This window comes from Silvibacterium bohemicum (genome assembly GCF_001006305.1).
GTDB classification, from domain to species: domain Bacteria; phylum Acidobacteriota; class Terriglobia; order Terriglobales; family Acidobacteriaceae; genus Silvibacterium; species Silvibacterium bohemicum.
Genome location: NZ_LBHJ01000014.1, coordinates 74,473 through 94,426, shown reverse-complemented (window position 1 = coordinate 94,426; position 19,954 = coordinate 74,473). Strand labels below are relative to the sequence as shown.

The following is a 19,954-nucleotide window of genomic DNA, read 5'->3' as shown; positions in this document are numbered from 1 at the left end:
AAGGGAACATGAGCAGCGCCAAGCAACGTCATTACTCTGCCGAAAGGAACCTTTCGAGGCCCGCGCATTGACAACCCCCGACCTTGTAGCCCACCGGCCGCTTTCTTCAACCCGAACCATCGTCATCAGCCAGAGCGCTCTGCTTTGGATCGCGGTCCTCACCCCCATCGCCCTGTTCGTGCACGGATACCATCCCTTTGCCGACGATGCTGGCATCTACGTCTCCGGAATCCGGAAGCTGGCCGATCCGGGCCTTTACCGTCCTGACGCGCCCTTCGTCCTGGCTCATACCCATCTCTCTCTCTTTGCGCATGTCGCGGCCTTGACCCTGCGCATCACTCGTCTGCCGCTTGAGTTCATACTCTTCGCCACCCACCTGGCCTCGATCTTTCTTTACCTTCTGGCCTGCTGGACTCTCGCTGAGCGGGTCTTTCCCCTGCTCACGCAGCGCTGGTGCGCCGTCGCTTTGGCGGCCGCGTGCTTCACGCTGCCGGTGGCGGGCACTTCCCTTGCCCTCATGGATCCGTATGTGACGGCCCGCTCGTTTTCGACTCCGATTGCGTTGCTGGCGCTGGCCTCCGCTATCGATCGCCGATGGTCGCGGTGCGTGGTCCTGCTGCTGGCAGGGGCGATCCTTCATCCCCTCATGACGGCATATGCCGCCGCATTCATCCTGCTCTTCTTCCTGGTCGACTTCGGAATCCCTCGCGCAGCGTTTCTGGTCTGCATGCATGCCGTCACCGCCGCTGCATTGGTCTATTTCCTGACCCGTCACCTCCCCGAAATGCCGGCGTACCGGGAAGCAGTGCTCAGCCGCCGTTATCTTATTCCCGGACGCTGGACCGCGATGGAGGATCTCGGCCTGGGCATGCCTATGATTCTTTTTGCCTTGGCCGTGAGCCGGCAAAAAACGAATCCGCTGCTGCGCAAGCTCAGCCTCTGTGCATGCCTCCTAGGAATATCGGCGACGCTGATTGCGTTCGTCTTCATTCATCCGGCTGGATCGCTCGTGCTCGCCCGCCTCGAACCGCTGCGCGCCTTCCACATGATTTATGCCGTCGGAGCCATTCTCCTCGGCGGTCTGCTGGGCAGCGTATTCTTCTCCTCCCATCACGGCCTTCGTGCCCGGGGAATGGCGCTCGCCCTGCTCTCGGTGGTGGCCGCTGTCTCCTATCTCGCCCAGCGTGGCGCCTACCCTGCGTCCGCGCATGTGGAGCTGCCCGGCAGCTATCCGAAGAATCCCTGGCAGCAGGCCTTCCTCTGGATCCGCGCCAATACTCCGTCCGACGCCGTCTTCGCCGCCAATCCCGACCTGGTTTTCATCACTGGAGAAGACGCTCAGGGCTTTCGCGCGACCGCCGAACGCAGTCTGCTCGCCGACGACAAGGATGAAGGCGTCGTGGTGGTCTTTCCCTACCTTGCAGGAGTGTGGGCGAAGCAGCGCGATCCGCAGGAAGGAATCGACACCATGACGGATGCCGAGCGCATTGCCAGGCTTCGCCCCGCCGGGGCCGACTGGGTGCTGCTGGCCCGATCCGCCGAGACGTCGATGCCTTGCCCCTATCGCAACAGCGTGGCGCAGGTCTGCCGCCTGCAGTAAGGCCGGATTCTAGACTCTTAGAGCGACTATGCAATTGGCCTATTGAACCAAGACCGGATGTGATCCTGCGCAAGCACGCTCGGTTGCAATACAGGCGGTTGGCGCACAGTCGCACATTTGGCATTCGCCCGGGCAGGCGGGCATCCGGCCGACCGGCAAAACCCCGCACCAGCATCCGGTTTAACGCAAAAGAAAAAGGCCACCGCAGGATCGGCGGCCTTTTTCTTTTGCCGGTTTTAATTAACGGTAAGCGTCAGGTTGATGGTGTGGCTAGTGACACTGGTTCCATCGTTTCCATACGCGGCTAGCGTCATGGTGTAAGTCCCCGCCGCGATGCCGGGGTTGGCCGCCGGAGGCTTGTTCAGGTAATCATAGCGAACATTGCAGGCGCTTAGCCCGAAACCGCTCGCAGCCAACAACGCGACAAATCCCAGCGCTCGCAATCCGGCCCAGCCGGAGCGCTTCCGCAGGGCGCCGATGCCGAGCAGCGCAAGTATCCCCGGCAAAACCACGGCATACGCGACATGCCCTGAAGAGTTGCGCTGCTGCTCCGACGGATGAACGAGCAGCGTCGTCTTCCCAGCGGCGCCCTGCGTCTGAATCTGCAGGGTGCTGGTGGCAACTGCTCCGTTGGCCGGAATCACAGTCGTCGGGCTGAAAACGCAGGTCGAAGGAGCTGGGTTGCCAGAGCAAGACAGCGTCACCATCTCGGAAAAACCATTGATCGGGGTGATCGAAATCACCGTCGTTCCAAAGCCGCCCGGGCTGACGGTCAACGAGCTAGGAGTTGCCGTCACCGTGAAGTCGGGCACCGCGGGCGCAGCAGTCGCCTGCGCCGTGACGGCCGCGGACGAGGAAGCGTAGTTTGCACTGCCCTGGTAAACCGCGGTAATGCTATTTGCCGCTGGAGGAAGAGAGTCCACCGTCAGGGTTGCCGCTCCGTTCTCAACCACCGCGGAGCCGATCGAGCCCTTGGCCGACTCGAAGCTCACCGTGCCGGTGTTGACGGGACTTCCCGAGACGTCGGCAACCTTGGCCGTGAATACCGTCTGCGGTGAATCGGATGCACTCTGTTGTGCTGTCGAGAGCTGGATGCGCGTCGCAATTTGCGCCCAGGCGTTTGCCCCTGTGCACGTCCAGGTTGAGATCATCAATGCTGCCAACGCCAGGCCCGCGCCCTTGATTCCGGTTCGCGTGCAATTGCCATGCCTCAACCACTGCAAATTCATTCTTCGGATTCTCTGCTCTCTCTCAAAACGTCCGGCCAAAGGTTAGACGCGGCCAGACATTCATTGTATCTGAGCGCAAGCTCCGGCGATCAACTCAGACTGCGTCCGGGCGACCCCGCCTTGCAGCTCATCCCCCCGGCCAAGGTACGATGACAGGTTGGTACTTTCTTTGACGAAGGCGGTTACGTTATGGCATCTACGCTCTCTTCACGGCCCCAGCTTCAGCACCTGACCGCGCAGCTCGACGAGCTCAGGCAAAAGGGAACCCATTTCCGTCTTCGCGTCCTCGACGATATGCAGGCGCCGATCTGCACCTACGATGGCAAACAGGTCATCAACCTCGCGTCGAATAATTATCTCGGCCTGACCGCAGATCCGAGGCTCCGCGAAGCAGCCATCCAGGCCACCAGGGACTACGGCGTCGGCTCGGGAGCCGTCCGCACCATCGCCGGCACCATGAAGATCCACATGGAGCTGGAGGAGAAGATCGCCCGCTTCAAGAATGTCGAGGCCTGCGTGGTCTTCCAGAGCGGCTTTACCGCCAACGCCGGCACCGTCTCCTCCATCCTCGGCAAAGAGGACTTCATCATCTCCGACGAGCTGAACCACGCCAGCATCATCGACGGCGCGCGCCTCTCCCGCGCCAAGATCAAGGTCTTCCGCCACAAGGATGCGGCCCACGCTGAAGAGCTGCTGAAAGAGATCCAGAACGAGCCCGGACGCAAGCTCATCATCACCGACGGCGTCTTCTCGATGGACGGAGATATCGGCCCGGTGGACAAGCTTTGCGACCTGGCCGAGAAGTACGGAGCCATCATGATGGTCGACGACGCTCACGCCTCCGGAGTGCTGGGAAAGAACGGCCGCGGATCGATCGATCACTTCCACTGCCACGGCCGCGTGGATATCCAGGTCGGTACACTCTCGAAGGCCATCGGCGCACTGGGCGGCTATGTCTGCGGATCAAAGGATCTGATCGATTTCCTCTATCACCGCGCCCGGCCGTTCCTCTTCTCGACCTCGCATCCGCCGTCCGTCACCGCGACCTGCATCGCCGCCTTCGACATCCTCGAGCAGGAGCCAGAGCGCATCGACCGCCTCTGGGAGAACACCCGCTATTTCAAGCAGGAGCTGGCGCGCCTGGGCTTCGATATCGGCGGAGTATCTACGCCTGCCAGCGAGACCCCGATCACGCCCATCATTGTCGGCGACGGCCGCCGCACCATGGATTTTTCACGCGCCCTCTTCGACAACGGCCTCATGGCCACTGGAATAGCCTTCCCCACCGTTCCCGAAGGCAAAGCCCGCATCCGCACTATTATGACCAGCGAACATACCCGCGGGCAGATCGATCAGGCTTTGGACATTCTGGACAAAACCGCGCGCAAGCTCGGCATTCTCGTCTAATCACTCACTTCGGGTGCCCCACATCTCGATTTTGAGATATGGGAGACAACAGAGGCCTGCCTTGGCTCACCATCAATACAAAGAGCTGACAACGATCAGCCCGATCCCGCACATGGTCCACCGCTCGCTGTGCGGCAGCACCGACGCCACGATCAGCAGGCCCACGCCCACCGCAAACGCTGCCCGGGTTAAAGGATTGTCTTCTTCGTCCTGCAGCTGGGTTGAAATCGCCGATATAAAATTTTTCATATTGCCGTCCTCACTGAAACAAGGATGGCATCCGCCCAGCAGCGGCATAAGAATCAATTGTCACGAATCGAGGCTGACAAACGTCAGGTCAGCTGCGCCGATAGACGACTCGACCCTCGCTGATAGTTGTCAGCACCTGCCCCGTCATTTCCCAGCCGTCGAAGGGCGTGTTCTTCGACTTGGATCGCGAATCGATTGCCTTGAAGACCCACTTCTTCGCCGGATCGAAGATTACGACATCGGCGAAAGCGCCCACCGCCAGCGAGCCGCGCCCCTTCAGGCAGAGCACATTCGCCGGCTGCGTGCTCAGCAGAGAGATCACGCGGCCAAGAGGCATCCGGTGGCGTCCATGCAACACGGAAATCGAGAGTCCTAACGCCGATTCGAGTCCGGTAATCCCATTGGGCGCGCGCTCGAACTCCTGCTCTTTCTCGTGCGCCGCATGCGGAGCGTGATCCGTGGCAATCGCATCCACTGCGCCTTCGAGAATTCCTTCGATCATCGCCGCGCGGTCGGCCTCCGCGCGCAGCGGCGGATTCATCTTGGCCCGCGTGTCGTATTGGCTCACCGCTTCTTCGGTCAAAATAAAGTGATGCGGAGCGACTTCGCAGGTCACGCGCAAGCCATTGCGCCGTGCCCGCTTCACCGCATCCAGCGCTGCCTTCGTCGAAAGATGGGCCACATGCAAATGCGCCCGCGCATCCTTCACCTGCGCCAGCAGCCGCAGATCGCGCTCCACCAATCCTGACTCGGCCTCGATGGGCATGCCGCGCAGCCCCAGCTTGAAAGCCAACGCGCCGGCATTCATCGAGCATCCGCCGGTGAGCCGCGTATCCTCCGCGTGCTGGATGACCGGAAGATTCATGCGAGCCGCTGTAGTGAGAGCCTCGCGCATGATGGCATCGCCGAGAATCGGCTTGCCATCGTCGGTGACGGCAACCGCTCCGGCCGCCTTGAGCGAGCCATATTCTGTTAACGCGTCGCCCATCGATCCTCGAGTTGCCGCCGCAATGGGAAATACGCGAATCGAGGCGCCGCGCTCCGGAGCAAGGATCCACCGCGTGGTCTCCGGAGAATCGTTCACCGGCACCGTATTCGGCATGGCACAGACGGTGGTAAAGCCGCCGGCAGCCGCAGCAGCGGTGCCGCTGGCAATCGTCTCTTTGTATCCCTGTCCCGGCTCGCGCAGATGTACGTGAATATCGACCAGCCCCGGCGCAACCACCAGCCCTTTGGCATCGATGATTTCAGCCCCGGCGTGCTTGATCTTGCCGGGCGCATCCACCGCCGACACGCGGCCTTCGTTCAGCAAAATGTCGCGCGGCGCATCCACGCCACTCGATGGATCGATCAGATGTCCGCCCCGAATGAGAATCGCTGCCATTACCGTCCCTTACCCTTCCCGGTTTTGGCAGCTTCGCCCACCGCGCGCAAAACAAGCGCCATGCGGATCGCAACCCCGTTTTTCACCTGCTGCTCGATTCCCGACTGCGGACCGTCCGCCACTTCACTCGTGATCTCAAGCCCGCGAATCATCGGCCCGGGATGCATGATTACCGCCTTGGGCGCGTGCGCCGCAATGCGCTCCGCATTCGCCTGATAGCGCGACGTGTATTGTTCGAGATCCACAGACAATCCCGCCAGCCGCTCTTTCTGAATGCGCAGCATCATTACCACCTGCGACTGCTCCAGCGCCTTGTCGAAGTCACGCTCGATCGATACATTGTGGCTCATCCCCGCAGCCGTCTCCGGCAATAGCGGTGTTGGCCCGCACAGCAGCACGCGTGCGCCCAGGCGCGGCAGCAGCAGCGCATTCGACCGCGCTACGCGGCTGTGAAAGATGTCGCCGCAGATCGTGACCGTCACGCCGTCCAGCAATTTGTCTGAGACTTTCCCATTCTTCTCCAGTCGCTGCAGAATGGTGCGCAGGTCGAGCAACGCCTGCGAGGGATGCTCGTGCATGCCATCTCCGGCATTCAGCACCGGCAGGCCCGTCTCCTGCGCCAGCAGGTAAGGCGAGCCGGAGAATGGACTGCGCAGGATGATGCACTCCGCACCGAGAGCGCGCAGCGTGATGCCGGTATCCTTCAGCGACTCGCCCTTTTCGATGCTCGAAGACTGTGCGCTTACCAGCGATGTGTCCGCACCCAGAGCCTTCGCGGCCAGCTCGAACGAAGTCCGTGTGCGCGTGCTCGATTCGTAAAACAGCAGCGACACGCGCCGCTTGAAAAGCCGTTCCGCGCGCCGTATGGCAGGCTCAGCCTCCAGCTCATCCGCCGATTCGAGAATGGAAGCGACGTCTTCGAGAGACAGATCGGAGATCGAGAGCAACGAGCCGGGATGAATCGAAGCGGAATGGATGATCGCGGGAACCTCCGCATGCTTAACCGATGGAGCAGGGACGGCTTTGGCGCGCACAGCGGCGGGTTTGCGGTTTTCAGTCAACGTAGACATGAGGCAGCATCGGTCCTTTAGGGTCGGAAGACCCGGGCCATCAAAAGGGCCGTTTCTATTCGGCCCCAACAACACATCGCGAATTAATCCGTGCGTTCGACGAGAATCACCTGCTCGTCGTTGTCGATCTCGCGTAGCTTTACTTCGATAATCTCGCGGCTCGTGGTCTGCACCTTGCGCCCGACGAAGCTGGCTTCGATCGGCAGCTCGCGATGACCGCGATCGATCAGCACCAGCAGCTGCACGCGGCGCGGACGGCCATGATCGAAGAGCGCATCGAGCGCGGCGCGAATGGTGCGTCCTGTATACAGCACATCGTCCATCAGGATTACGTTGCGGTCCGTCACGTCGAAACCCAGAGAGCCCGGCGTAACCACCGGCCGCGTGCCATGGGTGGATAGATCGTCGCGATAGAAGCTGATGTCGAGCACGCCGGTATCGATCTTGCGCTTCTCGATGCCGCCGATCAGCGTCGCCAGGCGTTCTGCAATGGGCACGCCGCGGCGCTTGATCCCCACCAGGCCCAGGTTGTCGGCGCCATCGTTCTTTTCGATAATCTCGTGAGCCAGACGAACGAGTGTGCGCTCGATCTCCGAGGCCGACATGATTCGGCCCTTCTCTCGCAATTGAGGTGCAGGTTTATTTTCGGACATAGATGGCTCTTGCCGGATGATACGGTCCTGGCGGCAGGTGGGCAAGTCCGCCGCTTCGGGGATCTCAAACAGGCTGTGGGAAATCGTCCTCTGAACGAAAAGTGGCCCCGCCTGCTTGGATGCCGGCAAGGGTGTTCCTATCTGGGCAACTAACAGGAATGAAGCGGAAAAAAGGTTACGAGCTGCGTTCGGCGCGGTTGCCGAGCGACGCGATCCTGGCGCCGATTGCGCCGCCAGCCGCGGAGAACAACAGCATCGCAATCGCCGAGCCCACTGCTCCCATCAGGGCGATGGCCGCCGCTCCGTCGGGAGTAAGCCAGAAATGGACGAACCAGGGCATGACCGCAGCCGCCTCGGGATTCGAACGGCTCAGTTGTTCCGTCAGCTGCTGCCCAACCTGGTGAAAACGGCCATCGATCACGCCGCCGTCGTGCAGCCAGTAGCGTTGCACCACCAAAGTCAGGCCGTCAAAGGCTGTGCTTGCAAAAGCCGCCATCACACCCAGCAGAGCGCCGATGCGCCAGCCGGTGCCGCTCGCCGGGGGACGGCCGGTCCGGCGGCGATAGATGGATACCGTCGCGATTCCACCGCCGATAACCCACAACGCACCGAAATCCAGGAGTGAAGTAAGCACGCCAACCGGAATCGCTACCAGCACCGCCGAGGCGATGACATCTTTCCAGAGAACCGTGCTGGGATCGCGGCCTATCGATTGGCTCGAAAGCGGGCCTGCCTGAGTAACTTCGTCTGAAGGCTCATAGCGTAGCTGAGGCGCACCGCAATGCGGGCAGAACAATTCCGAGGAATTGATGGCTGTACCGCAGCGATGGCAAATCGAGTCCACACTTTGACCCTATCTCAGCGCGCCCGGGAGCGCAATGCGCATAGCCAGGGCAGTCCCAGCGCCACAAAACGAAAATAACCTCGACGGTTCCGCGGAATTAACGCGGCAGTCTTAGGTCGATGGTGATCTTCAATGCGGGAGCGTTTCAATTGCTCATGCAAGACCGTTTCAATTGCTGTCTTTCGAACTCTCGTCGAGCCCCGTCGGCAGCTGCAGCTCCACCAGAGAAAAGCGCGTGCCCGAGGTATCGCTCTTCTGCACCGCGAAAATGTGCTGATGACGCTTGGAACCGGCCTTCAGCGACGTCATCGACCCGTCGTCGGAGATCTTCACCTGCGCGCTGCTCTTATCGTCGGAGCAGTCCAGGCCTTCATGCGTGACCGTCGGACTACCCACCGCGTGGTTGCCCTCGCATTCCACCACATCGCCATACCGGCCAAGTGCTTTCTGATAGAAGGCGACCACCTTGTCCTGGGGATCGGAGGTCTTGTACGTCACTACCTTCACGCGCAGCTGCCACTCGCCGAAACCCATGTGCACATCGGCGGCCTTGTCTCCGTCTTTATCGGCGGCTATTTGAGCGCCGGGATAAGCAGGCAGGCCAACGTCGGCAGCCGCTGTCTTATCGGTGCGGACATGCAGCCCACCTAGCGGCGTATCGATCTTCACATTCTTGTCTTTGCCGTCATCGTTCTTATCCACCTGAATCCGGCAGCCGGCTGTGGCCAATAGAACCAAGGCTGCAATCGTTGCAATTCCACGTTTCCCCATTCCGCCAATCTCCTGCCCCGCAAAATCTTCTGCACGAGGATACGCCAAGCCGCCTTCACCCGTTCCAATCATTTCGCAGCGCATTCGGCTCCGAGCCGACCGGCTCCATATCCGCCGAATCCTCCGTGTCTCCACATAACCCTTGCAGAATGTATCTGTCGTTGGCCTATACTTTGGAGAAAGCGGCTGGTCGGAAACGAGACATGGGCTGCCGCAAGCCGGTCTCTTGATTGCAACGATCGAGCTATATCCGATTGAGCTCTACCCAGGTGCAGATGGCGAAACACGCGTCCCCGCGGCAAGGCGATTCCGAATCCCCCATACCCGACAAGCTCTATTTCCGCATCGGAGAAGTGGCCAAGCTGTGCGGCATCGAAGCCTATGTGCTGCGCTTCTGGGAGTCGGAGTTTCCGCAGCTGCGCATCAACAAAAGCGGCACCGGGCAGCGTCTCTATCGCAAGCGGGATGTAGAGCTGGTGATGCGCATCAAGCGACTTCTGTACTCCGAGGGATACACCATCTCCGGAGCGCGCCAGGTTTTCGCCTCCGAAGTCAAAGAGCCTAAAAAAAAGGCGCAAGCCGAGCTGCCTCTGAAGCAAGGTAGCGAAAAAACCACGGAAGCCAAGCTGACAAAACTCCGCTCCGAGCTCAAAGAAATCCTCGGCATGCTCTCCGCACCACCTGCAAAGACTGGCCGTCCCACGGCCCCCCAGCGCGAGCCCAGATCGCCGCGCGAAAGCGGTCCCAGCCTCTTCGATCGCTAACCTGCCTGATCCCAACGGCAGCATCCGGTGATTCGCAAAGAATTTATAGAAAAGTAACCCCAGCGTATTACTGCGGGGACTGATACTCCTCGTGGAGGTTTGACATGAGGGTACTCACGCTCGGAATGCTTGGGGCAGCGGCAGCATTGACGCTGGCGTCCGCAAACGCCGCAATGGCAGCAAATGGCAACGAGGTAGGCTCGGAACAGGTCAAGCATGTGCTGCTGATAAGCGTCGACGGCATGCACGCGGTCGATTTCTACAACTGCAGCCATGGCATCGCTGGCGTGAATGGCGGCGAGCCATATTGCCCGAATCTGGCTTCCCTGGGCCATACGGCGATCAACTACTTAGCCGCTTCGTCCGCCAAGCCTTCCGACTCTTTTCCTGGAATCGCCGCACTCGTCACCGGGGGCTCTCCAAAGTCGACCGGCCTCTACTACGACGTAGCCTACGATCGCTCGCTTGATGGCCCGGAAATCGCCACCGGCACCGGATTGGCCGCGGCAACCTGCACCCCTTACGCCATCCCCGACGGCACCACCACCGACAACGATCAGGGCATCGACATCGACGACACCAAGCTGAACGGCGGAGCGCCCGGCGCCTCGCTCACCGACGGCGGCATCGCCTCCATCGACCGAAGAAAGCTGTCACGCGACCCGGCAAACGGATGCGCGCCTGTCTATCCCTGGAATTTTGTCCGCACCAACACCATCTTTGGCGTCGTGCATAAAGCCGGCGGATACACGGCCTGGATCGACAAGCACCCCTCTTACGCAATGGTCAGCGGCCCTGGCGGTAATGGGCTGAACGACTACTACGCGCCGGAAGTAGACTCCACCGTCGTGGCGCTACCCGGCGTCAAGACCTCCGAAGGCGCTTCCTGCGCCACCATCCGCGATACCAGTGGCGCCTCTTCCTGGACTGCCAGCTTTCAGAACATCCAGTGCTATGACGCGCTAAGGGTCAATGCTCTGCTCAACCAGATCGCCGGAAAAAACCACAATGGCGCGTCAGCCGAGACACCCACCGTCTTCGGCATGAATTTCCAGGCCCTCTACGCGGGTGAAATTCTGGTCGAGCCCGGTGTCGGCAATGGCGGCTACAAAAATGCTGCCGGTCTGCCCGGCGGGGAGCTGCTCAAAGAGATCGAGTTCGTCGACGCCTCCATCGGCGACATCGTCGGAGCCCTGAAGGATCGCGGCATCTACGACGACACGCTCATCATCGTCACCGCCAAGCATGGCGAGTCGCCGATCGATCCCGCTCTCTATCAGGCGGACACCACCAATACACCGGCTACTCTGCTCGGAAGTGCGATCCCGTTTTCCGAATCGCCGCTAAACCCCACCGGGATCGGCGCTACGGAAGACGATGTCTCAGTGCTCTGGTTGAAAAAGGGCGCAAGCGTCGACGCGGCCGTGAGCCTGCTCGAGAAAAATGGACCAGCCATCGGCCTGGGTCAGCTTTACTACGGTCCGTCCCTGGCTCTTAACTTCAACGTGGGAGGCACCGGGCCCGGGGAGGATCCACGCACACCCGACATCATCGTCACCCCGAACGTCGGCGTCACCTACGTGGGAGGATCAAGCGTTCTGGGAGACCACGGAGGCTTCGCACATGACGACACCAATGTCGTTCTGTTTGTCGAGCACCCTCGCTTCAGAGCCCAGACCGTGTCTTCTCCTACAGCAACCGCTCAGATCGCGCCGACCATCCTCAAGGCGCTGGGTCTCGATCCGAAAGCGCTGGACGCGGTGAGAGCGGAAGGCACGGCGGTATTGCCCGAGGTGGACGAGCAACTCGCGAAGGATCGCTGGTAGGAATTTCCGCCCTTAACTGAAAACCGGCTGGCCACGAATCGGGGCCAGCCGGTTTAAAAACCTGGCAAAGATGTCACGCAACAAGTCGGAATAGTTATCTCATCGACCCGGCGTGAATCTCGTGCTCCATCCCATCGTTGGTTTCGATCGTGCCGGTGGTCATAAACCGCTCCATGGCCTTCATCGCGCAGCCCTGACCGCACAGGTGATACATCTCGGAGTTGCGGCTCTCTCCCGCATTCCAGGGAAGCAGGGTGAAGCGCAGGCTCGGCTGGCCTTCTTCAAAGCACGGCACATCGCCCAGGATCACCATCCACCAGTGATTCGCTTCGCCTTTCTTTTTCCCGCAGATATCACATGTAAACGAAACATCCCAAGTCATTCCCGGCCTCCACCAAACGCACCACCCGCATTTGCCGCGGGAGTGCACCAATCCTGATCTATTACAGCCGATTTCCGGCCGCCATGCACTACCAATGTGGGGGATGGACTTGCAATTTAATAAAGCCTGCCCAACGTACTGTGGATATCAGCGCAGACTATTACCGATAACTTAGCTAAGTCAGTTACTTGCCGGCCAGAAGGATCTCAGAAGGATACAAGCAGTGGCTGCTGCGAGAGAATTTTCAGGGCCGGGTTCCGGCCAGACGCTTCCCTTGTATCTCGATGTAAACATTGACGAGCGTTAGCGCCGCAGGAGTAACTCCGGGAATGCGGCTGGCCTGGCCGATGGTCGCAGGCCGTACGCGCACCAGCTTCTCCTGCATTTCGCGCGAGAGTCCGCTCACCGAACCGTAGTCGAACCACGCGGGAATCGCGCGCTCTTCCGCCTTCTTCAGCTTCTCGATCGACTTCTTCTGCTGATCGAGATAGCCCGAATACTTGATCTCCGTCTCCACGGACTTGATCTCGTTACGGATCTGCGCCGGCAAACCGCCGTCTGCCGTTCTATCCAGCCACGAGGAAAAAATCTCATCGGACGACGCTGCAAGCTCCTCGCGGAGCAAGGGGAAGATCGCTTCAATCGTAACCTCGGGACGCTTCAGCATCTGCGCATATGATTGGCCGGTAATGCTGCCCAGCGAAACGGCCTCCGGCAGCAGCAAGGCAATCCGTTCCGGATTTATCTTCCGCGTCGCCAGCAGTTTTTCGAGAGCCACGGCGCGAGCCTGCTTGGCCTCGTATTCCGTCCACGCTTCATCGCCGATAAGCCCCAGCCGTCGTCCATGCGGCGTCATACGCCGGTCGGCGTTATCGATGCGCAGGTGCAGGCGGAACTCGGCACGCGAAGTGAACATGCGATAAGGCTCGTTCGTGCCCTTGCTGATCAGGTCGTCGATCAGAATGCCGGTATAGGCCTCGGTGCGGTCGAGCGTGAATGGTGCGCGGCCTTGGACCATCAGTGCGGCATTGATCCCAGCCATGATGCCCTGGCACGCGGCCTCTTCATAGCCTGAAGTGCCATTGATCTGTCCCGCCAGATACAGCCCGTGAAACTTCTTCACGCGCAGCGAACGGTCCAGCTCGGTGGGATCGATTGCGTCGTACTCGATTGCATAACCCGGCCGCAGCATCTCGGCCTTTTCAAGGCCAGGAATCGAGCGGACGATCTCAGCCTGCACATCCATCGGCAGCGAGGTCGACATGCCGTTCACGTAGACCTCGTGCGTGTTCAGCCCTTCCGGCTCGAGAAAAAATTGGTGTTGCTCCTTATCCGGAAACTTCACCACCTTGTCTTCGATGGACGGGCAATAGCGTGGGCCAGTGGCCTGAATCTGCCCCGAATACATGGGCGAGCGCAGAACATTTTCGCGAATGATGCGCAGCGTCTCCGGCGTCGTATAGGCGATGTGGCAGGAGATCTGCCGCTGCGGAATTTCGCGCGTGCGAAAGCTGAACGGCGTAGGATCGGCATCGCCCGGCTGCTCTTCAAAGCGGCTCCAGTCGATGGTGCGCCCATCCAGCCGCGGCGGTGTACCCGTCTTCAGACGGCAGCCTCGCAGCCCGAGACCCTTCAGCGCCTCGCCCAGCAAAACCGCAGCCGGCTCGCCGCTGCGTCCTGCAGGATAATTTTCCTCGCCGCAGTGGATCAGGCCATTCAGAAATGTTCCGGTGGTAATGATCGTCGCTTTGGCGTAGATGGTCCGGCCATCGCGCAGCTTGAGACCGGTGATGACGGCTTGATCTTCTGAGCCCTGGGCTTTGTGCCCTGTGCCCTGAATCACATCGATGACTTCGGCCTGCTTGATGTAGAGGTTCGGCTGCGACTCCAGCACCTCGCGCATCTTGACGCGATACTGCTGCTTATCGCACTGCGCGCGCGGCGACCACACAGCGGGTCCGCGCGAAGTATTCAGCAGGCGAAACTGGATGCCTACTGCATCCGCTACTTCGCCCATGATGCCGCCCAGCGCGTCGACCTCGCGCACCAGATGGCCTTTGGCGATGCCGCCGATCGCAGGATTGCAGGACATCTGCGCGATCAGGTCCAGGTTCAGGGTGAACAGAGCGGTGCGCAGGCCCATGCGCGCCGAAGCCATCGCAGCCTCGCAGCCGGCGTGCCCCGCGCCCACGACCACGACATCGTACTGTTCGGTGAAAGCCATCCCAGCTTCTATTTTAGCTTGTCGGCCAAAAAGAAGAGCGGCGGCCGAGGCCGCCGCTCATGGTGCAGGCGAAGCATTTTTAGAACTGCAGGCGAAGCCCCAACTGCAGTTGGCGGATGTTGTAAGCAAAGTTGCTGTTGTCCGTCGCCGTTGTCTGGCCGAAGGGCGTGGAGTAGGGCAGCAGCTCATTCACCTTCGCGCCGTTGAGGGTTGTATTGCTCACGGTGTAGGCGTTCGCATTCACGGTGGTGACGTTCTGGCTGTTGGCCAGGTTAAACGCCTTTTCCTTCGAGCGAAGAGCTGCCTACAAAACTATTCGAGCCCCCGCCCACAAGTAGACCCGGCTGATCTTTTCGCACACGATTTTTACTGGGAGGTAAATCGAGAGCATCCCGTTTTAGTACGCGATCGCTTGACACTGCAGCATTGACGCGCCCTCACGCTTGGGTCATTCGTTGCCGCTGCATAGTTTGTGCCGAAATTGACTAAAAGACGAACTTGATGCCGGCCTGTATCTGCCTCTGATGATACAAGAACGAGCTATTGGAGTTGGTGACACCACCGAATGCTGCAGTGGCGCTGGGCACAGCCTCTTCGACCGTTCCGCCGGTGGCGTTTGTCGTCGTAGTCGTCGTCATTCCGCTTTGATAACTCAACGTCGCCGTGTTCGCATGGGCGGGATCGTTCGTCACCCGATATCCAATTGTCTGAATGGCAGTTACATTTTGATGGTTGAGCAGATTGAAAGCCTCTCCGATCAATTCCAGCGACAGCCGCTCATTCAACCGCGTGCTCTTCGCAAAGCGCACATCGAGATTGGCGACAGCCGGATAGCGAAAGGTATTGCGGCCCACTGGCGCAATCAGATCTTCGCCGCCGGAGCCGTTCAGGCTCGCGCCTAATCCGGAAATAGGGACATTGCCGTCGGTGATCACACCATTCGGTTGAGTCACTGCCTTCAGGCAGTTTGGGCCGCCATTCGGGCCGCCCGCAGCCAGCCAATCATAGTAAGAGCAGGATGGCGCAGGAATCGAACCTAGCGTCCGCATGGTGTAAGGAAGCCCTGTGCGCCACTCCCCCGTCGCCGCGAGCGTAAATCCGTTGAACATCCTGCCCGCCAGCCCGCGCAACCGCCACGGCTCATGCGCAATGATTCCGCCGGATACACGCTGGCGCACATCGAAGTTCGACGTGCCATGCTCCAACCTCAAATCTGCAGGATCGTAGACATCGTTATGGTCGGCAAAGGTCGACTCGTTCTGGTTGTCGTCGATTGCGTGCGAGTAAGTGTACCCGGCATTGATCGTTATTCCATGCGCGGTGCGATGCGTCAGTCGCATCACCGCCGCGTGATACGCCGCATTTGTCTCACTAAGAATATCGGTGACCGCTCCGTACTTCGGATGGAGCCGCTGATAGTAAAAGCGGTTGATCGCATAATAGGGCGTTGTGAATTCGGCATTTTGCGCGCTGTTCTTCTTGAGGGGTCCAAGATTTCCCGGACTGCCCGGATCATCGAGGTTGTAGAAGAGTGTCGCCACAGCGTTCCGATCGATATTCGTGTCGATGAATTGCGGCAGCTCGCGTGCGAACGATCCCATATAGCTGACGGTCAACACCATTCGATGCCAGAGCTCGTGTTGTAGGGACAGCTCGGCCTCATCGATCTGCGGATTCTGAAATCGCTTGTCGAAATAAACAGCGCTTGGTCCAACGGCATTCTGTCCTGTCGCAGTGGGATTGACATACGGTGCCTCATTGCTGGCGAAGACATGCGGAAAGGGCAGCGCGCCGGCATCCAATGGACGAAAGTAATAAGTGCGGGCGGACTTAGCCGAGCCCGTCGAAGTGAGCGCGCTGAATACCGTTGCATTTGGAATTCGTCCGTAATAGATTCCGTATCCGCCGCGCAGGATGGTGCGTCCAGTGCCCAGGAAATCCCATGCGAAACCGGCGCGCGGTCCAAAGTTATTGCGATCATGCGGCAGAAAACCGGTCCGCGGAATATCCGGATTGACCAACGCCTTATTGGTGTCGGGCAGGTCTTCATATTCGTAGCGAACACCCAGCGACAAAGTGAAACGGCGAACAATCTTCCAGTCGTCGGCCACAAACGCCGCGTAGTCTTCGGTCTGAAACTGCCAGATCGATGGCCCCACTGCCTGCTCAAAATGCGAGTAGCACGGATAGCTCCCTACAGCTGTCGTTGTGCCATCGCAGCGATTCGGGGCCAGCATGTCGGAGGCGAAGTTAAGCAGGCTGGAGTACGAATACGCGCCGTTCTGATTGTTCAAGCCGCTGATCGCATCCTCGACATGGTTGTAGTCATATCCAAACTTGATCGCATGCCGGTGATGAATCCAGGTCATCGCGTCGACGAACTGCTGGCGTGTCTCCGCTGGATACTGCGGCTTATTCAGAGTGCCTAACGTGCCGAAGGTAAAGCCCGAGCTGCGGTCGACAGAGATCTGTGGAGCGAGCCCATAGCTGTTTTGAGTAAACTGCTTTTCGAAATTCGTAGCTGCGGAAGCCGACTGCGACAATACATCGCGGCTGTACTGGTAACGCGCGTTGTTGAGCAGATTCGGCGTTACGAAATACTCCCATCGCGCGATCGCCGCATCCTCGCTCGACATGCTGTTGCCGAAGCTTCCCACGCCATCGGTTTCAGTTGCGCCATTGAGTACGCCGTTGGTCGCAGTTCTCCTCATACGGTTGTACTGCGCGATGAAGTGGATGCGGTTGTTTGGCCGCCACTCGATCTTGGGAAACAGAATCGTCTGGTGCGTCGTCCGCGGCACGCTGCCTAAAATTCCACTCAACTCGTGCAGCACCGTGTCGTACGCGCAAGAGGCGAGGCCAGTCTCGTCTCCAGGCGCGACAGTCCCGCGGCAAGTCGACACAATGGGGTTCTGACTGCTCGCGATGCGCGCGCCGAGGGTTTGCAGGGTCTGTCCCGATGGAGCGGCAAAAAACACCTGCGGCTCATTGGCCCGTGCAACTGCCGGGAAGTTGCGCTCATGCTGGTCGTATGCGAAGAACCAGAACAGCTTGTCGTGGCGAATGGGACCGCCTGCGGATGCTCCCCACTGCAATCGCTGATCGGGCGCCTTGTAAGGAGACTCCACATAGGTGACCGGCTTGCCGTTGAGGTAAAGCACCGGCTGCCCGCTCGAAGTCGTTGTGGTTCCGGCCGGCTCTGCCTGAAGAATTTTGCTGAAGGCATTCTCAGATCCCCAGGCCGCGTCGCGGTCGTAGAATGCCGCCTGTCCATGCAGCCGGTTGGCCCCGCTCTTGGTGATGGTGTTGATCTCGCCGCCCGCGGCGCGCCCGTACTCGGCGGAAAAATTCGACGAATTCACCTGAAACTCGCTTACCGCCATCTGGCTGGTCGCGTAGCCATTGCCGCCCGAGCCGCGCTCCCGAGCGTGAAAGGCGAGATTGTTCTCGGCTCCATCCAGCGCGATGCTGTTCATCAGCGGACTCAGTCCGCGAAAACTCAAGGCGTTGTCGCTGCTGCTGTCTGGTGCCACTCCGCTGGCCAATGCCACCAGGCTCGACCACTGCCGGTTGCTGGTGGGAAGGTTCTCCACCTGTTGCTGATCGATGTTGCTGCTCACTGCAGGCGACGAATCATCCTGCGGGAGCTGCGTTTCCGTCTTCACCAGCCGGTGCGTCACGGCCATCTCCAGCTTCACCGTCATCAGCGTCACACGGCCGACCTCCACAGCAACGCTGTTCGACCTCCATGGCGCGAATCCCGGTGCGTTCACGCGCACCGCATAGTTTCCCGGCGCCACCTCTGCAAAGCGGAAATTTCCCTTGTGGTCGCTGAGCATTTGTATCTCGCTGCCATTCGCCGTATTTCGGAGCGTGATCAGAGCAGGAAAGAGACGGCCGCCGGCGTCTTTGACGAGGCCGGCAATGGAGCCGCCGGTGTCCGACTGCGAAAGGCTGGGGATGCTGATGGAGATCAGCAGAAGAAAAGAGCACCAGTGCGAGCGCGAGATACGATGGGGGTCATTCACGCCAAGCCTCTTCTCCAACTTCGGCAATCGTCTCAGCGGAGCCAGCAAATGGCACAGGGAAGGTCACGCAGACGCCGGTAAAGGCCCGCATACGAGCACCGGCACGCGTTTCGCGAGGCCGGCAGAGCATTTGGACAGCTCGCGGGGAACGATCTGTGCCGAATCTTCCGGAATTGCCTGGAATTGGTGAGAGCAGAGTACGCGATTCGATAAACTAGAAGAGCAAAATGTTTATCGATGAAGCGAAAATTCGAGTAAAGGCCGGTGACGGAGGTAATGGCTGCATGGCCTTCCGCCGCGAGAAGTTTGTTCCTCGCGGTGGTCCCTCCGGCGGCGACGGCGGCCACGGCGGCGATGTGATCATGGAATCGACACAGCGCCACAACACATTGATGTACTTCCGGTTCAATCCGGAGCACAAGGGGGAGCGCGGCGAGCACGGCATGGGCTCCAACTGCAGCGGCCGCGAAGGCAAAGACGTCATCCTCAAGGTGCCGGTTGGCACCTTGCTCTATGACGCCGATACCGGCGAGCTGGTGCACGACTTCGCGCATCCCGACGAACGCATCGTCGTTGCCAAGGCGGGGCGCGGAGGACGCGGCAATCAGCACTTCGCCACGTCGACGCATCAGGCTCCACGCGAACACGAGCTCGGCAAGCCGGGTGAAGAGCGGAATTATCGCCTTGAGCTCAAAGTCCTGGCCGATGTCGGCCTGGTGGGCTATCCGAATGCCGGAAAGTCGACGCTGATCTCTCGCATCTCGGCGGCCAAGCCCAAGATCGCCGATTATCCGTTCACCACGCTGCAGCCGAATCTCGGAGTGGTCTCGATCGGCGAGGCTCCGCACGAGCAAAGCTTCGTGGTCGCGGATATCCCCGGCCTCATCGAAGGCGCGCACCTTGGCGCAGGCCTCGGAGTGCAGTTCCTGCGGCACATCGAGCGCACCCGCCTGCTGGTGCATCTGGTGGACGTTTCGGACGCGAGCGGCAGGACCGATGCCGTCGAGGACTTCAAGGTGATCGTGAGTGAGCTCGCCAGCTTCGGCCACGGCCTCGCCGAGAAGCCGATGATCGTTGTAGCCTCGAAGACCGATGCGGCCAATCCCGACAAGCTAAAGAAGCTTAAGGCTATGGCCAAGCGGAAGAAACTTCCCTTTTACGAGATTTCCGCTGTCACCGGAGCCGGCATCGAAGCGTTGAAATACGCCATCGGGGAACGCGTCCACGAGCTGCGGGAGACGACTGCCGAGGTCGCCCTGGAAGCCCCCGCCCACTAACGGCAACAAGCATCCAAAGGCCAGCGTCATGCGACTTCGCTTGACGCTCGGCCGCTCCGTTTCTCCATCTCTTTCATCCCTAAACCGGCCAAAACCAGGCGGATGCCACGGTCAGGGGCAGGCGCGTCTCACGCCAATTGAAAAAAACAGGCGAGGAAATCATTCAAAACTCGATCTTTTCTTGAATCCCGATACTTCTAAGATGTATCTTACGATATATCTTAGAAGTATCGGAGAATATCGATT

At 59.9% G+C, this 19,954-nt stretch carries 16 protein-coding genes; 5 read left to right on the top strand and 11 right to left on the bottom strand.

Going from position 1 to position 19,954, the window contains the following annotated elements:
* The first annotated feature begins 67 nt into the window (after window positions 1-67).
* Entirely contained in the window at window positions 68-1,600 is a 1,533-nt protein-coding gene (locus XX99_RS20370; protein ID WP_050061258.1) for a DUF6798 domain-containing protein, read from the top strand.
* A 236-nt stretch (window positions 1,601-1,836) separates the two neighbouring features.
* On the opposite strand, the gene XX99_RS20365 is transcribed toward XX99_RS20370, so the two are convergent.
* A complete protein-coding gene (locus XX99_RS20365; RefSeq protein ID WP_050061257.1) occupies window positions 1,837-2,829 on the bottom strand; it encodes an Ig-like domain-containing protein in 993 nt (330 codons plus the stop codon).
* A 189-nt stretch (window positions 2,830-3,018) separates the two neighbouring features.
* On the opposite strand from XX99_RS20365, the gene XX99_RS20360 reads away from it, so the two are divergent.
* A complete protein-coding gene (locus XX99_RS20360; RefSeq protein WP_050061256.1) occupies window positions 3,019-4,236 on the top strand; it encodes a glycine C-acetyltransferase in 1,218 nt (405 codons plus the stop codon).
* A 72-nt stretch (window positions 4,237-4,308) separates the two neighbouring features.
* Here XX99_RS20360 and XX99_RS27400 read toward each other — a convergent pair whose 3' ends face one another.
* The 6 genes from XX99_RS27400 to XX99_RS20335 form a co-directional block, all read right to left on the bottom strand.
* Window positions 4,309-4,533, bottom strand: coding sequence for a hypothetical protein (locus tag XX99_RS27400; RefSeq protein ID WP_184085245.1), 225 nt, complete (start codon window positions 4,531-4,533; stop codon window positions 4,309-4,311).
* Window positions 4,534-4,573: 40 nt separating this feature from the next.
* On the bottom strand, window positions 4,574-5,869 hold the full coding sequence (locus XX99_RS20355) for a dihydroorotase (RefSeq protein ID WP_050061255.1): 1,296 nt from the start codon (window positions 5,867-5,869) through the stop codon (window positions 4,574-4,576).
* Window positions 5,869-6,939, bottom strand: coding sequence for an aspartate carbamoyltransferase catalytic subunit (locus XX99_RS20350; protein WP_082125778.1), 1,071 nt, complete (start codon window positions 6,937-6,939; stop codon window positions 5,869-5,871). The genes XX99_RS20355 and XX99_RS20350 overlap by 1 nt, the downstream gene beginning before the upstream one ends.
* An 83-nt stretch (window positions 6,940-7,022) precedes the next feature.
* Window positions 7,023-7,592, bottom strand: coding sequence for a bifunctional pyr operon transcriptional regulator/uracil phosphoribosyltransferase PyrR (gene pyrR / locus XX99_RS20345; protein ID WP_050061405.1), 570 nt, complete (start codon window positions 7,590-7,592; stop codon window positions 7,023-7,025).
* Between the two features lie 175 nt (window positions 7,593-7,767).
* A complete protein-coding gene (locus tag XX99_RS20340; RefSeq protein WP_050061254.1) occupies window positions 7,768-8,436 on the bottom strand; it encodes a zinc-ribbon domain-containing protein in 669 nt (222 codons plus the stop codon).
* 168 nt (window positions 8,437-8,604) lie between these two features.
* Window positions 8,605-9,207 (bottom strand): hypothetical protein, encoded by a 603-nt coding sequence (locus XX99_RS20335; RefSeq protein ID WP_156186106.1) that lies wholly within the window; start codon window positions 9,205-9,207, stop codon window positions 8,605-8,607.
* A gap of 254 nt (window positions 9,208-9,461) precedes the next feature.
* On the opposite strand from XX99_RS20335, the gene XX99_RS20330 reads away from it, so the two are divergent.
* Together XX99_RS20330 and XX99_RS20325 are read left to right on the top strand one after the other, a co-directional pair.
* Entirely contained in the window at window positions 9,462-9,971 is a 510-nt protein-coding gene (locus tag XX99_RS20330) for a MerR family transcriptional regulator (protein WP_231581531.1), read from the top strand.
* Window positions 9,972-10,075: 104 nt separating this feature from the next.
* A complete protein-coding gene (locus XX99_RS20325; protein ID WP_050061251.1) occupies window positions 10,076-11,797 on the top strand; it encodes an alkaline phosphatase family protein in 1,722 nt (573 codons plus the stop codon).
* A gap of 94 nt (window positions 11,798-11,891) precedes the next feature.
* Here XX99_RS20325 and XX99_RS20320 read toward each other — a convergent pair whose 3' ends face one another.
* The 4 genes from XX99_RS20320 to XX99_RS20310 all read right to left on the bottom strand — a co-directional run bounded on the left by XX99_RS20320 (window position 11,892) and on the right by XX99_RS20310 (window position 18,431).
* Window positions 11,892-12,179, bottom strand: coding sequence for a hypothetical protein (locus tag XX99_RS20320; RefSeq protein WP_050061250.1), 288 nt, complete (start codon window positions 12,177-12,179; stop codon window positions 11,892-11,894).
* Window positions 12,180-12,423: 244 nt separating this feature from the next.
* On the bottom strand, window positions 12,424-14,403 hold the full coding sequence (gene mnmG, locus XX99_RS20315; protein WP_050061249.1) for a tRNA uridine-5-carboxymethylaminomethyl(34) synthesis enzyme MnmG: 1,980 nt from the start codon (window positions 14,401-14,403) through the stop codon (window positions 12,424-12,426).
* A 79-nt stretch (window positions 14,404-14,482) separates the two neighbouring features.
* On the bottom strand, window positions 14,483-14,647 hold the full coding sequence (locus XX99_RS27395) for a hypothetical protein (protein WP_156186105.1): 165 nt from the start codon (window positions 14,645-14,647) through the stop codon (window positions 14,483-14,485).
* 241 nt (window positions 14,648-14,888) lie between these two features.
* Window positions 14,889-18,431 carry a TonB-dependent receptor gene (locus XX99_RS20310; RefSeq protein WP_050061248.1) on the bottom strand — a complete coding sequence of 1,181 codons (3,543 nt, stop codon included), beginning with the start codon at window positions 18,429-18,431 and terminating at the stop codon, window positions 14,889-14,891.
* A 227-nt stretch (window positions 18,432-18,658) separates the two neighbouring features.
* On the opposite strand from XX99_RS20310, the gene obgE reads away from it, so the two are divergent.
* Window positions 18,659-19,708, top strand: a complete 1,050-nt coding sequence (obgE, locus tag XX99_RS20305) for a GTPase ObgE (protein WP_050061247.1) — start codon at window positions 18,659-18,661, stop codon at window positions 19,706-19,708.
* Window positions 19,709-19,954: the final 246 nt, after the last annotated feature.

Coding starts and splice junctions, on each gene's coding strand:
- XX99_RS20365 (WP_050061257.1), bottom strand. CDS start 2,829: ATGAATTTGCAGTGGTTGAGGCATGGCAATTGCACGCGAACCGGAATC.
- XX99_RS20360 (WP_050061256.1), top strand. CDS start 3,019: ATGGCATCTACGCTCTCTTCACGGCCCCAGCTTCAGCACCTGACCGCG.
- XX99_RS27400 (WP_184085245.1), bottom strand. CDS start 4,533: ATGCCGCTGCTGGGCGGATGCCATCCTTGTTTCAGTGAGGACGGCAAT.
- XX99_RS20355 (WP_050061255.1), bottom strand. CDS start 5,869: ATGGCAGCGATTCTCATTCGGGGCGGACATCTGATCGATCCATCGAGT.
- XX99_RS20350 (WP_082125778.1), bottom strand. CDS start 6,939: ATGTCTACGTTGACTGAAAACCGCAAACCCGCCGCTGTGCGCGCCAAA.
- pyrR (WP_050061405.1), bottom strand. CDS start 7,592: ATGTCCGAAAATAAACCTGCACCTCAATTGCGAGAGAAGGGCCGAATC.
- XX99_RS20335 (WP_156186106.1), bottom strand. CDS start 9,207: ATGGGGAAACGTGGAATTGCAACGATTGCAGCCTTGGTTCTATTGGCC.
- XX99_RS20325 (WP_050061251.1), top strand. CDS start 10,076: ATGAGGGTACTCACGCTCGGAATGCTTGGGGCAGCGGCAGCATTGACG.
- XX99_RS20320 (WP_050061250.1), bottom strand. CDS start 12,179: ATGACTTGGGATGTTTCGTTTACATGTGATATCTGCGGGAAAAAGAAA.
- mnmG (WP_050061249.1), bottom strand. CDS start 14,403: ATGGCTTTCACCGAACAGTACGATGTCGTGGTCGTGGGCGCGGGGCAC.
- obgE (WP_050061247.1), top strand. CDS start 18,659: ATGTTTATCGATGAAGCGAAAATTCGAGTAAAGGCCGGTGACGGAGGT.